Annotated in this window: 12 protein-coding genes; 4 read left to right on the top strand and 8 right to left on the bottom strand. The window is 74.6% G+C overall.

Annotated features, from left to right (window positions below; translation table 11 throughout):
• Positions 1-170 precede the first annotated feature (170 nt).
• Positions 171-1,427, top strand: a complete 1,257-nt coding sequence (locus tag ACZ5GP_RS06750; protein ID WP_468749761.1) for a PucR family transcriptional regulator — start codon at positions 171-173, stop codon at positions 1,425-1,427.
• Between the two features lie 20 nt (positions 1,428-1,447).
• Here ACZ5GP_RS06750 and ACZ5GP_RS06745 read toward each other — a convergent pair whose 3' ends face one another.
• Both ACZ5GP_RS06745 and ACZ5GP_RS06740 read right to left on the bottom strand, forming a co-directional pair.
• A complete protein-coding gene (locus ACZ5GP_RS06745) occupies positions 1,448-2,707 on the bottom strand; it encodes an amidohydrolase (protein ID WP_468749760.1) in 1,260 nt (419 codons plus the stop codon).
• 121 nt (positions 2,708-2,828) lie between these two features.
• On the bottom strand, positions 2,829-3,950 hold the full coding sequence (locus ACZ5GP_RS06740; RefSeq protein ID WP_468750146.1) for a glycerate kinase: 1,122 nt from the start codon (positions 3,948-3,950) through the stop codon (positions 2,829-2,831).
• 280 nt (positions 3,951-4,230) lie between these two features.
• On the opposite strand from ACZ5GP_RS06740, the gene ACZ5GP_RS06735 reads away from it, so the two are divergent.
• The gene (locus ACZ5GP_RS06735; protein WP_468749759.1) at positions 4,231-4,728 is read left to right on the top strand and encodes an NUDIX domain-containing protein; all 498 of its coding nucleotides are present in this window, start codon (positions 4,231-4,233) and stop codon (positions 4,726-4,728) included.
• A 21-nt stretch (positions 4,729-4,749) separates the two neighbouring features.
• On the opposite strand, the gene ACZ5GP_RS06730 is transcribed toward ACZ5GP_RS06735, so the two are convergent.
• From ACZ5GP_RS06730 to ACZ5GP_RS06705, 6 genes are all read right to left on the bottom strand, one after another.
• On the bottom strand, positions 4,750-5,250 hold the full coding sequence (locus ACZ5GP_RS06730) for a methylated-DNA--[protein]-cysteine S-methyltransferase (RefSeq protein ID WP_468749758.1): 501 nt from the start codon (positions 5,248-5,250) through the stop codon (positions 4,750-4,752).
• Positions 5,251-5,262: 12 nt separating this feature from the next.
• Positions 5,263-6,741: an AlkA N-terminal domain-containing protein gene (locus ACZ5GP_RS06725; protein ID WP_468750145.1), complete on the bottom strand. Its 1,479-nt coding sequence runs from the start codon at positions 6,739-6,741 to the stop codon at positions 5,263-5,265.
• 147 nt (positions 6,742-6,888) lie between these two features.
• On the bottom strand, positions 6,889-7,419 hold the full coding sequence (locus tag ACZ5GP_RS06720; RefSeq protein ID WP_468749757.1) for an O-acetyl-ADP-ribose deacetylase: 531 nt from the start codon (positions 7,417-7,419) through the stop codon (positions 6,889-6,891).
• A gap of 22 nt (positions 7,420-7,441) precedes the next feature.
• On the bottom strand, positions 7,442-8,851 hold the full coding sequence (locus tag ACZ5GP_RS06715; protein WP_468749756.1) for a phytoene desaturase family protein: 1,410 nt from the start codon (positions 8,849-8,851) through the stop codon (positions 7,442-7,444).
• A 125-nt stretch (positions 8,852-8,976) separates the two neighbouring features.
• Positions 8,977-9,849: an inositol monophosphatase family protein gene (locus ACZ5GP_RS06710; RefSeq protein ID WP_468749755.1), complete on the bottom strand. Its 873-nt coding sequence runs from the start codon at positions 9,847-9,849 to the stop codon at positions 8,977-8,979.
• A 176-nt stretch (positions 9,850-10,025) separates the two neighbouring features.
• Complete coding sequence (locus tag ACZ5GP_RS06705; RefSeq protein ID WP_468749754.1) at positions 10,026-11,870, bottom strand: gamma-glutamyltransferase family protein; 1,845 nt, start codon at positions 11,868-11,870, stop codon at positions 10,026-10,028.
• Positions 11,871-12,074: 204 nt separating this feature from the next.
• On the opposite strand from ACZ5GP_RS06705, the gene ACZ5GP_RS06700 reads away from it, so the two are divergent.
• The gene (locus tag ACZ5GP_RS06700; protein ID WP_358588778.1) at positions 12,075-12,662 is read left to right on the top strand and encodes a histidine phosphatase family protein; all 588 of its coding nucleotides are present in this window, start codon (positions 12,075-12,077) and stop codon (positions 12,660-12,662) included.
• Positions 12,663-12,932: 270 nt separating this feature from the next.
• A complete protein-coding gene (locus tag ACZ5GP_RS06695) occupies positions 12,933-14,174 on the top strand; it encodes an alpha-hydroxy acid oxidase (RefSeq protein ID WP_468749753.1) in 1,242 nt (413 codons plus the stop codon).
• The last annotated feature ends 31 nt before the right edge of the window (positions 14,175-14,205 follow it).

Here is a 14,205-nt window from a genome sequence, read left to right as displayed (position 1 = left end):
CGCGGGAGCGGCCCGTCCACGGGCAGCGGGGGAAACGCTGCGGGGGACCAGCGGCGGCGCCCCGGCGTTGTGCACACGCACAACACCGCGTGTCAGGGGCCTGCGGGCGGGGCCCGGCCCGTGGCATCCTCCGCACCAAGGGCGTCCTGGAGCGTGGCGACGGGAGATCCATGACCGGGTTGGCGGGAGATCAGGACCGGGTGGGCGGGCGGGCGACGGCCGGGGGCGCGAACGGGCGCAGGCCGCGGACCGGACACGACTGGAGGCTCCTGAAGGAGGCGTGCACGGCGCTGCTGCCCCGGGTGCCCGAGCTGGTCGACGAGCATCTGCGGCAGCTGTCCGAGCACTCCCCGGTCTTCGGCCGCGTCCTGCCGCACGACGTGCACTGGCGTGAGGCCGAGGAGGCCATGCGGATCGGCATCGAGGCGATCTCGGCGCCCCGGGCCTCACCGCGCCGGGATCTGGAGCACGCGGAGGAGGCGGGCCGGCGCCGGGCCCAGCAGGGCCTGCCCCTGGACCTGTTGGTGCACTCGTACCGCAACGCGGGCTATCTGGTGTGGGACTCGCTCTTGGAGGGGGTGGCGGGCAAGGAACCCGAGAAGCTGGCGGTCCTGATGCGGTCGGCGACGATGGTGTGGTCGGCGGTCGACGCGCAGGCGGCGGTGGCGTCCGACGCGTACCGGGCCACGGAGCTGGAGCTGCGGCGGCGCACCGACGAGCAGTTGCAGGCGCTGCTCGACGCGCTCCTGGAGGGCGACGCGGCGCCGGGGCTCGCGGCGCGCGCGGCGGCCGGTCTCGACCTGCCCGAGCACGGCCCGTACGCGGTGGTGGTGCTGCGCGTGGAGCGGCGGGACGGGCGGGAGGCGTTCCACCGGCAGATCCAGCGGCCGGGGTTCCGTTTCGTCTGGCGGATGCGGACGGACTGTGAGGTCGGGGTGGTCGCGCTCGGCGCGGGCGAGGGACTCGACGGTCTGGCCCGGCTGCTCGCCGGGCGGTGCCCCGGGCCCGGCGGGATCAGCCCCGTGGTGGGCGGTCTGGCCGGCCTCGGTCACGCGCGGCGGCTCGCGGCGCTGGCGCTGCGCACCTGTGCGCCGGACGCGACGGGCATCGTGCGCCTCGACCAGCGGATGCCGTCCGCTCTGGTGGTGAGCCAGCCGGAGCTGGCGGGGCGCCTGGTCGCGGACGTGCTCGGCGAGGTCCTCGCGCTGGAACCGGCCGACCGCGCGGTGCTGTTGGAGACGCTGGAGGCGTGGCTGGCCTGCGAGGGCTCGGCGGGCCGGGCGGCGGGCCGCCTGTACTGCCACCGCAACACGGTCTTCAACCGCCTGCGCCGCCTGGAACAGCTCACGGCCCGCTCCCTGGCGAGGCCCAGGGACCTGGTGGAGGTGGCGCTGGCACTGGAGGCGCACCGGCTGACGCCGGGGTAGGCCCGCGGTGGGCCCGGGGGCTATCCCGCGCGCCCCGGACCGTCGAGCCAGGCCAGCGCGGCCGCCGTCAGAGCGGTGACGCCGGTGGTGAGGGTCGGCTCGACCAGCGGCGCGAAGAACGGGGAGTGGTTCGAGGGGATGTCCCGCTCGAAGGTGCCCGCTCGCCGCGCCGCGACCACCTCATCGGGATCGGCGCCGCCGAACAGCCAGTAGCAGAGCGGAACGTGCGGGTCGGCCGAGGTCGCGAAGACGCCGACGTCCTCGCTGCCGGTGACCTGGCCGGGGTCCACGATCCGCTCGTCGCCGAGGACGGCGCCGATCGCCGCCGTCGTCCTGGCGAGGGCGTCGGCGTCGTTCGTCACGACGGGGAACGCCTCGATCTCGGTGATCTCCGGCTCCCGCACCGCCCCGGCGGTGACCGCCTCGCCCTTGATGATCCGCTCGACGGCCGCGAGGATCTTGGTGCGGACCTCGGGCGTGTAGGTACGGATGTTGAGCTGGAGCTCGGCCTCGTCGGGAATGATGTTGTGCTTGGTGCCCGCCCGCAGCGCACCGACCGTGAGCACCGCGGTCTCGCCGCCCGCGATCTCCCGGGACACCACCGTCTGGAGCCGCATCACGGTGGACGCGGCCATGACGACGGGGTCGACGGTGGTCTCCGGGCGCGAGCCGTGCCCGCCCCTGCCGAACATCCGCACCCGCAGGGCGTCGGTCGCCGCGAAGGCGGGCCCCGCGTGCGCGCCGATCAGACCGGCGGGCAGCGGAGCGACATGCTGGCCGAGGACGACGTCGGGCGTGCCGAACCGCTCGTAGAAGCGGTCTTCGAGCATCTTCTCCGCGCCCCGCCCGACCTCCTCGGCCGGCTGGAACGCCGCGACGAGCCGGCCGGACCAGTCGGCGCGGGCGTCGGCGAGCAGCTTCAGCGCGCCGACCAGGCAGGTCACGTGCATGTCGTGGCCGCAGGCGTGCATCACGCCGTCGGTGCGGGACGCGTACGGCAGCCCGGTGGCCTCCGCCAGCGGCAGGGCGTCCATGTCGGCGCGCAGCAGGACGGTGGGGCCCGGCCCGTTCTCCAGGACGGCGACCACACCCGTGCGGCCCACACCGGTGGTGACCTCGTACCCGTACGAGGTCACGCGGCGGGCGATCTCGGCGGCGGTGCGGTGCTCCTCGAAGGACAACTCGGGGTGGGCGTGCAGATCACGGTAGAGATCGGCGAGGTCGCCCTTGAGGGCGTCGAGACCGAGCAGGGCGGTCGGAGTCCGTTCGGCGGCGGTCATGTCGCGCTCCTGTCCTGGGGTACGTCCGCCACCCTACGTACGGTCCCCGGCCCCGCCCGCGACGACCCGCACGCCCGGCGCCCGTCCTGCCGCACCACCGGCCCCGCCGGGCCGGGCGGGCTCAGACCAGGTAGTCCCGCCCCAGGTTCTCCGCCAGTGTCTCCAGGATGGGTCCCGCCTCCGCGATGCACCGCGCCACGTCCGGCTCGATGTCCGTGAGGACGTACGCACGGCGGAAGCCCGCCTTGCCGAGGGCCTCCGGGGGCAGCGCGAGGCGGCCGCAGACCGCGACGACCTCGACGCCCGCGGCGCGGGCCGCCGCGGCCACCCCGGCGGGCGCCTTGCCGTGCAGCGTCTGCTCGTCCAGCGAGCCCTCGCCGGTGATCACCAGGGTGGCCCGCTCCAGCGCGGGAGCGAACCCCAGGACGTCCAGCATGACCTCGATGCCCGGCCAGAAGCTCGCCCCGAGCCCGACGAGCGCGCCGTAGCCGATGCCGCCCGCGGCGCCCGCGCCCGGTGACTGCGCGTACTCGGCCGCCTTGGGGCCGATGGCCTTCTCCAGGACGGTCGCGAAGTGGGCGAGCGCCGCGTCGAGCGCGGCGACGTCCTCGGGGCCGGCCCCCTTCTGCGGCCCGTACACGGCGGGCGCGCCCTTGGGCCCGGTCAGCGGGTTGTCGACATCGCTGGCGAGCACGATGTCGACGTCCTTCAGACGCGGGTCGAGGCCCGCCAGATCGGCGGTGGCCAGCTCCTTGAGCGGGCCGCCGCCCGGCGCGACGAGCTCGCCGTCGGCGTCCAGGAAGCGCGCGCCGAGCGCGGCCAGCATGCCCGCGCCGCCGTCGGTCGTGGCGCTGCCGCCGACGCCGAAGACGATGCTGCGGGCCCCCGCGTCGAGGGCGGCGCGGATCAGCTCGCCGGAGCCGTACGTCGTGGCGGTGAGCGGGGCGAAGACGCCCTCGGGGAGCAGCTGGAGGCCCGAGGCCTCGGCCATCTCCACCACGGCGGTGCCGTCCTTCAGCGCGTACGCGGCCGTGACCTCGTCGCCGAGCGGCCCCGTGACCCGTACCTCCCGGCGCTCGAAGCCGCCCGCCACGGCCGCGGCGACGGTGCCGTCGCCGCCGTCGGCGACCGGCAGCGCCTCGACCGTCACGCCGGGGGCGGCGCGGTGGAGCCCGGCCGTCACCCGCTCGGCGACCTGTACGGCCGTGAGTGAGCCCTTGAACTTGTCCGCGGCGATGAGCACGTGCTGCGCCTGCTCGCGCGCCGTGTGCCGATCACGCCGCGCCTGCTGCTCGCGTCCCGTGGTCCTTGCAGCGTCCGCCACCTTGCGTTCCCCTTGCTTTCGGCCTTGCTCGTGTCAAGGCAGTCGCGCCGCTGCGACCTTAACCGCCAAAGGGGCTGCCTGCCCATGGCCGACCGCGGAGCGGGACGGCGAAACAGGGGCGAATGGGCGTATCCGCGCCCGTTCGGGGACGCTCGGCGCGAGGGCGGTCGACGTGGGGCGTCGGCGTTACGCTTCCCCGATGACCACTGAGGACTACACCAGGTACATCGCGGGTCTCCCGCGCGTGCTCGTCGGTGCCGCCGCCCTCTTCCGGGACGCGGGGGGCCGGGTTCTTCTCGTCGAGCCCAACTACCGCGAGGGCTGGGCGCTGCCCGGCGGGACCGTCGAGTCCGACGCCGGGGAGACGCCCCGCCGGGGAGCGCGCAGGGAGACGGCCGAGGAGATCGGTCTCGACGTCACCCTCGGGCGGCTGCTCGCGGTGGACTGGGTGCCGCCGGCCGGACAGCCGCGGCCGCCGCTGGTGGCCTATCTGTACGACGGCGGGGTGCTGGACGCGGAGCAGTTGCAGTCGATCAGACTCCAGGAGGCGGAGCTGTTGTCCTGGCGCCTGGTGGCGCCCAAGGAGCTCGCCGGGCTGCTGCCCGACGAGCTGGGCCGGCGCGTCGCCGCCGCGCTCGACGTCCTCGAGCGGGGCGAGGGCGCGGTGGAGCTGGAGAACGGGTACCGGGCCGGCTGACCCGGCGCCCGGCCGCCCGTCTCAGAACAGCGCGTCGGCGCCGCCCACGGCCCCGCCCTCGAAGGCGAGCAGTTGCTGCTTGCGGTCGAGCCCGCCGCCGTACCCGGTCAGGTTGCCGTTGGCGCCGACGACGCGGTGGCAGGGGACGATGACGCTGATCGGGTTCTTGCCGTTGGCCAGTCCGACCGCGCGGGAGGCGCCGGGCCTGCCGAGGAGCTCGGCGAGTTCGCCGTACGTGCGGATCTCGCCGTAGGGGATGCGCAGGAGCTCGTCCCAGACCAGGCGCTGGAACGGCGTGCCGTCGAGCCGCAGCGGCAGGTCGAACTCCTTCAACTCCCCCGCGAAATACGCCTGGAGCTGGCTGATCGCCTCGCCGAAGGGCGCCGGGTCGCGGTCGCCGAAGGTCTCCTGCGCCGGTCTGTGGCGCTGTTCGGTCATGTACAGGCCGCTCAGGACGCCGTCGGTGGCGACGAGGGTGAGCGGCCCGTAGGGGCTGTCGAGGACGGTGTGCAGGCGTTCCATGGTCATGTCCCTTTACGCGGGGATGGAGTTGATCGGGTGGTCGTCGGTGGCCCACAGGTACTGCACCGCGTACGCCCGCCAGGGCCGCCAGGCGGCGGCGCGCGCGGTGAGCGCGGCCGGGGTGTGCGGCAGGCCGAGATTCCGTGCGCTGCGCCGGATCCCGAGGTCGGTGGGGAGGAAGGCGTCGGGGTCGCCGAGGGCGCGCATCGCGATGGCCTCGACCGTCCAGGGCCCGAAGCCGGGCAGCTCGGTGAGGCGGGCGCGGGCCTCGCCCCAGTCGCTCTCCGCGCCGAGCCGCAGGCTGCCGTCGGCGAGGTGGCCGACGAGCGTGGTCAAGGTGGTGCGGCGGCTGCGGGGCAGGGCGAGGGCCTCGGGGTCCAGGGCGGCCAGGGCCCCCGGGGCGGGGAAGAGGTGGGTGAGGCCGCCCTCGGGGTCCTCGACGCGCTCGCCGTGCGCGGCCACCAGGCGCGCGGCGTGGGTGCGGGCGGCGGCCGTGGAGACCTGCTGGCCGAGGACGGCCCGCACGGCGAACTCGGCCTCGTCGACGGTGCGCGGCACGCGGCGTCCGGGCGCCTTGTCGACGAGCGGCGCAAGGAGCGGGTCGCCGCGCAACTGGTCGTCGACGGCGACCGGATCGGCGTCCAGGTCGAGCAGGCGGCGGCAGCGGCTGATGGCGTTGGTCAGGTCGCGCGGGTCGGTCAGGCTCAGCCGGCAGCCGATGTGGTCGGGGTGCGGGGTGAGCGCGACGACGCCGTGGCCGTAGGGCAGGCGCAGGGTCCTGCGGTAGGCCCCGTCGCGCCACTCCTCGACGCCGGGTACGCCGGTCGCGACGAGGTGCCCGAAGAGGTTGTCGGGGTTGAGCGGGGCGCGGAACGGCAGACGCAGCGAGAGGACGCCCGGCGTCGCGCGGGCCCTCTCCCCGAGCCGCTTCGGGGCGCGGGCGCGCAGCTCGCCGGGGGCGAGGGCGAAGACCTCCCGGACCGTGTCGTTGAAGGTGCGGATCGAGGAGAACCCGGCGGCGAAGGCGATGTCCGCCATCGGCAGCGCGGTCGTCTCGATGAGCAGCCGCGCGGTCTGGGCGCGCTGCGCGCGGGCGAGCGCGAGCGGTCCGGCGCCCAGCTCGGCGAGCAGTTGCCGCTCCACTTGGCGGGCGCTGTAGCCGAGGCGGGCGGCGAGGCCGGGGACACCCTCGCGGTCGACGACCCCGTCGGCGATGAGGCGCATGGCGCGGGCCACGAGGTCGGCCCGCTGGTTCCACTCGGGCGAGCCGGGCGTGCTGTCCGGGCGGCAGCGCTTGCAGGCGCGGAACCCGGCCTGCTGGCAGGCGGCGGCGCTCGGGTAGAACGTCATGTTCTCGGCCTTCGGCGGCACGACCGGGCAGCTGGGACGGCAGTAGATGCGGGTGGTGAGGACGGCGGTGTAGAACCAGCCGTCGAAACGGGCGTCCTTCGACTGGACGGCACGTACACACCGCTCGGTGTCGTGGTGCATACGGCGCTCGGTGTCGGTGTGCACGCGGGTCGCGGTGTCGGTGTGCATGCGGGCAAGCATCTCGGATTCCTCCGGACGTGACTGGCGAGAATCCGACATCAACCTCGTGGGCGCCGCGTGGCCGACGCCGGTCAGCCGAAACCCGCCCTACGCGTCCTCGGCGGCCAGTGCCGCGGCGAACGCGTCGTGGGCGGCCTGGTCGAAGAGTACGAACCGCACCTCGTCGAAGAGCGCCGGATCGGCGGCTTCCCGCACGGCCTCGACGGCGATGCGGGCCGCGTCGTCCAGCGGCCAGCGGTAGACGCCCGTGGAGATGGCGGGGAAGGCCACGGTGCGCGCCCCCAGCTCGGCGGCGACCCGCAGGGACTCGCGGTGGCAGGAGGCGAGCAGCTCGGAGCGGTCCTGGGACGCGGACCAGACGGGCCCCACGGTGTGGATCACGTGTCCGGCGTCGAGCCGTCCGGCGACGGTGGCCACGGCGTGTCCGGTGGGCAGCCCCTTGCCGTAGGAGGCGGCGCGCAGGCGTCGGCAGTCGGCGAGGATCTCGGGGCCGCCGCGCCGGTGGATGGCGCCGTCGACGCCGCCCCCGCCGAGGAGGGAGGAATTGGCGGCGTTGACGAGGGCGTCGGCGCGCTGGCGCGTGATGTCGCCCTGGACGAGTGTGATGGGTACGGTCACCGGGCTCTCCTCGGGAAACGGTTCAGGCATCGCGCAGCCTCTTCCACACGGCCTTCGCGGCGTTGTGCCCGGACATGCCGTGGACACCGGGGCCCGGCGGTGTCGCGGACGAGCAGAGGAACACCGCCGGATGCTTGGTCCCGTACGGGAAGAGGGAGGGCTTGGGCCGCAGCAGCAGTTGCAGTCCGCTCGCGGCGCCGCAGGCGATGTCGCCGCCCACGTAGTTGGCGTTGCGTGCGGCGAGTTGGGGCGGTCCCGCCGTGGCGCGGGCGAGGACGCGGTCACGGAAACCGGGCGCGAACCGCTCCAGCTGGCGCTCGATCGCGTCGGTCAGGTCCCCCTCCCAGCCGTTCGGGACATGGCCGTACGCCCAGAAGACGTGCTTGCCCTCGGGCGCGCGCGAGGGGTCGGCGACGCCGGGCTGCACGGTGATCAGGAACGGCGCGTCGGGGGCTCGCCCCGCGCGGGACGCCGCGTGCAGGGCCGCGCCGATCTCCTCCTTGCTCGCGCCGACCTGCACGGTGCCCGCGGCCCGGGCTTCCTCGGCGGTCCAGGGGACGGGGCCGTCGAGGGCGTAGTCGACCTTGAAGACTCCCGCCCCGTAGCGGAAGCCGTCGTAGGCGTTGCCGAGGCCGGCGATGCGGGCGAGCGCGGCCGGGGAGGTGTCGAAGACGTAGGCCCGGGCGGGAGGCAGGTCGTCGAGCCGTCTGACCTCGTAGTCCGTGTGGACGCTGCCGCCGAGGTCCTTCAGGTACGCGGTGAGCGCGTCGGAGATGGACTGGGAGCCGCCGCGGGCGACCGGCCAGCCCCGGGCGTGCGCGGCCAGCGCGAAGACCATGCCGACGCCGCCGGTGACGATGCCGTCGAGCGGTGCGATGACGTGGGCGACGAGGCCGGCGAACAGGGCGCGGGCCCGCTCGTCACGGAAGCGCCGCATCAGCCAGGTCGAGGGGGGCAGGCCCACGAGCCCGAAGCGGGCGAGGGTGACCGGGTCGCGGGGCAGCGCACTCATCGGCAGGGACATGAAGTCCCGCAGCAGCGTGTCCCATTTGGGGAGGAAGGGCTTCACCAGGCGGCGGTACGTCCCCGCGTCACGCGGCCCGAACGAGGCGGCGGTCTCGGCGACGGAGCGGGACAGCACGGCGGCGCTGCCGTCGGGGAAGGGATGGGCCATGGGCAGCCTCGCGTGCAGCCACTCGAGGCCGTACCGCTCCAGGGGCATGGCGCGGAACGCCGGGGAGTTGATGCCCAGCGGGTGGGCGGCGGAGCAGGGGTCGTGCCGGAACCCGGGCAGCGTCAGCTCCTCGGTGCGCGCCCCGCCGCCCACGGTGCTCCTGGCCTCGAAGACGGCCACGGAGAAGCCGCGGCGGGCCAGCTCGACGGCGGCGGTCAGCCCGTTCGGCCCCGCGCCCACGACGACGGCATCAAGCATCGACGGCACCTTCGGACTCCTTTGTCAGCCGATGGCCACTGGCGCCCAGGATAGGCCGCGGCGCCGACGCCATCGCCGCCGCGGCACCGTTCACGACTCCGATCACCCGGGTCGGGCGGTCGGGCTCAGGCCCCGCTCGGCCGGGCGTCGCGGGTGAGGGCCTCGCGGGTGAGGTTCTCGCGGGTGAGGAGGTCCACCACCCGGCGGGCCGTGGCCGCGTCCCGGGCCGCGGTGAACGGCAGGGCGTTCCCCCCGGCGATCTTGAACGGCTCGCCCGTCCGGGTCAGGGCGGCGCCCCCCGCCTCCGTGACGAGCAGCAGCCCGGCGGCGTGGTCCCAGGCCAGCTCCCACGAGAACGCCACCGCATCCAACTCTCCCTTCGCCACGGCGAGGTATTCGAGCCCCGCCGACCCGCACGGCCGGGGGCGCACCCCGTGCGTGCGCAGGCCGAGCAGCGCGTGCTTCTGCTCCTCGGTGGTGAAGTCCGGGTGGGAGGTGGCCACTTCCAGCTCCTCGCCCGGCCGGGGCGACCCCGCGGTCAGCGGCCGCCCGTCCAGCCGGGCACCCTTGCCGCGCACGGCGACGGCCATCTCGCCCAGCGCCGGCGCGTACGTCCAGGACGCGAGGACCTCGCCGCGCACCGCGAGGGCCACGAGCATGCAGAATCCGGGATCGCCCCGCACGAACTGCCGGGTCCCGTCGACGGGGTCGACGATCCACACGGGGGCATCGCCGCGTATCGCCTCGTACGTCGAGGGGTCGGCGTGCACCGCTTCCTCGCCGACGACGACCGAGCCCGGCAGGAGTGCGGGCAGGTCGACGGTGAGCTGCTCCTCCGCCCGGCGGTCGGCGATCGTCACGACGTCGTGCGGGCCGCTCTTCTCCACGACGTCGCCCTCGGCGAGCTGCCGGAAACGGGGGGTCACCTCGGCGGCGGCTGCCTTTCGCAGCGCCTCCTCCACGTCGCGTACGCCGTGCGTCAAGAACTCTTCGATCATGCGTCCATGAGAGCATGCCGCGCTGACAGCGCGTGGGGTCTCCCCCAACCGGGGGCTTCCTCCGCGTGAACGCTTGTCGCCATTGTGAGTGTTCTTGCCCGCCGCTTCGCGGCGGATGTTTCCTGCCCACCCACCCGTTTGCCCCGCATGGGAGCGTTGGCGCAGGGGCAGCAGGCCTACCGCCCCACCGCATATCCCTGCATCCCCCGCGCGTTCGCCGCGCCCGAAAGCACTCCGGTGTCAGGGTCCCGCGCCACCGCGCACAGGCGGCCCTCCGACCACGCGCCCGCGACCAGCACGTCATGCCCGCGCCGCCGCAGCTCCGCCACCACCTCGGGAGCCGTGCGGGACTCCACCGTCACGCTTCCGGGCCGCATCCCGCGGGGGTGGAAGGACCCGGGGAAGCTGTCCGTGTGCCAGCTCGGCGCGTCGATCGCGCCCTGGAGGTCGAGGCCGCCGCGCACCGGGTCCCGCAGCACCACCCCGAGGAAGAAGTGCACCTGCCACTGGTCCTGCTGGTCGCCCCCGGGCGTGCCGAAGGCCATGACCGGGACGCCGTCCTTCAGCGCCAGTGACGGCGTCAGCGTGGTCCGGGGGCGTCTGCCCGGCGTCAGGGAGTTCGGCAGCTCCTCCTCCAGCCACGCCATCTGCAACCGCGTACCCAGCGGAAAGCCGAGTTCCGGCACGACGGGGTTGGACTGGAGCCAGCCGCCGCTGGGGGTCGCGGAGAGCATGTTCCCCCAGCGGTCGACGACGTCGAGATGACAGGTGTCGCCCCGCGTCCCGCCGTCCCCGGCCACGGTCGGCTCACCGGCCCCGGCCCCCGCGTCGAATCCCCGCCCCGCCCCCTCCCCCGAGGCCACCGCGAGCGCGTGCGCGGAGAGCCTGGGCCGCCGCCCGCCGGGCGCGCCGGGCCGCAGCTCGTACGAGGCCGTGTCGTCGATCAGCGCCCGCCGCCGCGCGTTGTACGTGTCCGAGAGCAGGGCGTGGACGGGCACGTCCCGCGCACCGCCCGGCCCGGCGTCGCCGTACCAGGCCTCGCGGTCCGCCATGGCCAGTTTGCAGCCCTCGATCAGGAGGTGGACGTACTCGGCGGACCCGTACGCGGGCAGCTCGGCGACGTCACGCGGCAGCAGCGCCAACTGCTGGAGGAAGGCGGGACCCTGGCTCCAGGGACCCGCCTTGCACAGGGTCCAGCCGTTCCAGTCGTACGTGACCGGGTCCTCGTAGGACGCGGACCAGGCACGCAGATCCGCCGCCGAGAGCGTTCCCGCGTGCCGCTCACCGCTCGTGTCCATGGTGGGCCGCGCGGCCTGCCGCACGAGCGCCTCGGCGATGAATCCGCTCCGCCACACCTCGCGCGCGGCGTCGATCACCGCGTCCCGGGACGCCCCGTCCCCGGCCCCGGCCGCCGCCTCCGACAGCAGCCGCCGCCAGGTCGCCGCGAGCGCCGGGTTGCGGAACAGCCGTCCCGGGCGGGGCGGTTCGTCGCCGGTGGGTCCTCCGCGCAGATAGACCTCGGCGGACGACGGCCACTCCTTCACGAACAGTTCCCGTACGGTCTCCACCGTCTCGGTGACGCGCTCGACGGGTGCGTGGCCGTCCTCCGCGTACCCGATGGCGTACGTGAGGACATCGGCGAGGGACTTCGTGCCGTGGTCGCGCAGGAGCAGCATCCAGGCGTCGAAGGCGCCGGGCACGGCGGCGGCGAGCGGCCCGGTGCCGGGCACGAGGTCGAGTCCGAGGGATCGGTAGTGGGCCACGGTGGCGCCGGCGGGCGCGGGGCCCTGCCCGCAGAGCACCCGCACCTGGCCGCCCGCGGGCGCGAGGATGATCGGCACCTCGCCTGCGGGGCCGTTGAGATGGGGTTCGACCACGTGCAGGACGAACCCGGCGGCGACGGCGGCGTCGAAGGCGTTGCCGCCGTCCTCCAGGACGGCCATCGCCGACTGCGAGGCGAGCCAGTGGGTGGACGACACCATGCCGAAGGTGCCCTGGAGCGTGGGGCGGGTCGTGAACATAGGGCCTCTCACCTCGTGTTCTGGAACGTCGGCTGTCGGCCGAATGATCAGCGGTCAGCGGTCAGGAGCGTAGTGGCCGGGGCATCGGGGCTTCCCTTGTTCTCACGACAGGAGTGCGGAATGTTGTTACCATCCGGATGTTGTGGGCATCTGGTTGGTTCTTCCGGTTCTCCCCGTCTCGGCGTCCTCTCCAGAAGGGCTGACATGGCGACTCGGCGTCTGTACATGGTCAGGCACGGTGCGGCGGACGCCTTCGGGGCGCTCACCGAAGTGGGGCGGCGCCAGACGGAGTTGCTCGCGGAGCGCCTGGCCCGGCTGCCGATCGACGCGGTGTGGCACTCGCCGATGCCCCGGGCGGTGTCCTCGGCCCGGCTCATCGGCGAGCGGTTGAGCGGAGTCCCCGTACGGGAGGCGCCCGAGCTGACCGACTACATCCCGCACGTGCCGCGGAAGCCCCCGGCGGCCTGGGCCGGAGTGTTCGACGGTTACGACCCGGTGGAGGCCGCCAGGGGCGAGCGCCTCGCCGACGCGCTGACGGACCGGTTCGCCCGCCCCGCCGACACCGAGACGCACGAGGTGCTGGTCACCCACGCCTACCAGGTGGCGTGGCTGCTGCGGCACGCCCTGGACGCTCCGCGCGAGCGATGGCTGGGGATGAGCTGCGGGAACGCGGCGGTGACGGCCATCGAGTACTACACCGGCGCGGCCCCCTCGCTCGTGGTGTACAACGACATGAGCCACCTCCCCGCGAACCTCCGCTGGACGGGATTCGGGCCGGGCGCCCGGCCCTGAGCGACTGATCGAAGTCGCCGCCCGACGCGAGCAGTTGAACAGTGCCCCGTCCGCGTACGACAAGCCCGGGCCCGTGCCGGCACCCCGCGTTCGTACGGCACAAGGCCGGGGCGTGGAGCTAGGCCGCTTCCTCCCGTCTGCGCAGCCGAACACTTCTCGCCACGCGTCGCGCCCCGGCCGTACAGTGCCCGGAACGTGACAGGACGGCCCCCGGGCCTCCCGGGCGCCGCCCGTGGCCGGTCGCGAGGGCCCTGAGAACGAGGAGGGGCCTTGGAGAGTCTGCCTTCAGCACCGGAGGGCGTCCGCCGCCGGTTTCCGCGCCCGGCCGAACTCGCGCCTCTGCTGCGCCCCCGGCGTCCGGGGGGCGGTGGGGCCCGGCGGCTCGCGGCTGCCGCCGATGTGGCGGACCTGAGGGCGCTCGCCCGCCGGCGTACGCCCAGAGCCGTCTTCGACTACACGGACGGCGCCGCCGGCGAGGAGCTGTCGATGGCCCGCAACCGGTCGGCCTTCCGCCGGATGGAGTTCCGGCCCACCGTCCTGCGGGACGTCTCGGCGGTCGACACCTCGACGGTCCTGCTCGGTGAGACGTCCGCTCTCCCGATCGCGCTCGCCCCGACCGGCTTCACGCGGATGATGCACCACGAGGGCGAGATCGCCGTGGCCCGGGCGGCCGCCGCCCACGGCGTGCCCTACACGCTGTCGACGATGGGCACGACGGCCGCCGGGCCGCTGGCCGCCGCCGTGCCCGGCGTCCGCCGCTGGTTCCAGCTCTACTTGTGGCGCGACCGGGCCCGCAGCCTCGACCTGGTGCGCGGTGCCGCCGAGGCCGGGTACGAGGCGCTGATGCTGACCGTGGACACACCGGTCGCGGGGTCGCGGTTACGCGATGTGCGCAACGGCATGACGATCCCGCCGGCGCTGACCGCGCGCACCGTGCTGGACGGGGCGCTGCGGCCGCGGTGGTGGCTGAACCTGCTGACCACCCCGCCGCTGCGGTTCGCCTCGCTCTCACAGTGGCAGGGCACCGCCGCGGACCTCGGCAACCTGATGTTCGATCCCGCGGCGACCGCCGACGACGTGGCGTGGCTGCGGGAGGTCTGGCCGGGCAAGCTCATCGTCAAGGGCGTCCAGACGGCCGAGGACGCCCGGGTGATCGCGGGCCTCGGCGTGGACGCGCTGGTGGTCAGCAATCACGGCGGGCGCCAACTGGACCGTTCGCCGGTGCCGTTGGAGGAGCTGACGGCGGTGGTGCGGGCGGTCGACGGTGCCGCGGAGGTCTATCTCGACTCAGGCGTGCGCTCGGGCGCGGACGCGGTGGCGGCGCTCTGCATGGGCGCCACGGCCGTCCTGGTCGGCCGCGCCTACCTGTACGGCCTGATGGCGGGTGGCGAGGCGGGGGTGCGCCGGGTCCTCGACATCCTCACGGCGGAGTTCCGGCAGACCATGCAGTTGCTGGGCGTCACCTCGGTCGAGGAGCTCACACGGGACCGCGTCCGGCTGCGCGCCGGTTGAGCCGCGTGCCGGTTGAGCCACTTGCCCCCGG

It is taken from the genome of Streptomyces sp. NPDC031466, assembly GCF_055581265.1.
The sequence above is the reverse complement of the archived record's forward strand: the minus strand, read 5'-3'. Positions and strand labels throughout refer to the sequence as shown.

What these genes read in the sequence shown, in the direction of transcription:
- ACZ5GP_RS06730 (WP_468749758.1), bottom strand. Translation starts at nt 5,250, where the DNA reads ATGGAACGCCTGCACACCGTCCTCGACAGCCCCTACGGGCCGCTCACC.
- ACZ5GP_RS06705 (WP_468749754.1), bottom strand. Translation starts at nt 11,870, where the DNA reads ATGTTCACGACCCGCCCCACGCTCCAGGGCACCTTCGGCATGGTGTCG.
- ACZ5GP_RS06700 (WP_358588778.1), top strand. Translation starts at nt 12,075, where the DNA reads ATGGCGACTCGGCGTCTGTACATGGTCAGGCACGGTGCGGCGGACGCC.
- ACZ5GP_RS06745 (WP_468749760.1), bottom strand. Translation starts at nt 2,707, where the DNA reads ATGACCGCCGCCGAACGGACTCCGACCGCCCTGCTCGGTCTCGACGCC.
- ACZ5GP_RS06750 (WP_468749761.1), top strand. Translation starts at nt 171, where the DNA reads ATGACCGGGTTGGCGGGAGATCAGGACCGGGTGGGCGGGCGGGCGACG.
- ACZ5GP_RS06710 (WP_468749755.1), bottom strand. Translation starts at nt 9,849, where the DNA reads ATGATCGAAGAGTTCTTGACGCACGGCGTACGCGACGTGGAGGAGGCG.
- ACZ5GP_RS06725 (WP_468750145.1), bottom strand. Translation starts at nt 6,741, where the DNA reads ATGCACCACGACACCGAGCGGTGTGTACGTGCCGTCCAGTCGAAGGAC.
- ACZ5GP_RS06735 (WP_468749759.1), top strand. Translation starts at nt 4,231, where the DNA reads ATGACCACTGAGGACTACACCAGGTACATCGCGGGTCTCCCGCGCGTG.
- ACZ5GP_RS06715 (WP_468749756.1), bottom strand. Translation starts at nt 8,851, where the DNA reads ATGCTTGATGCCGTCGTCGTGGGCGCGGGGCCGAACGGGCTGACCGCC.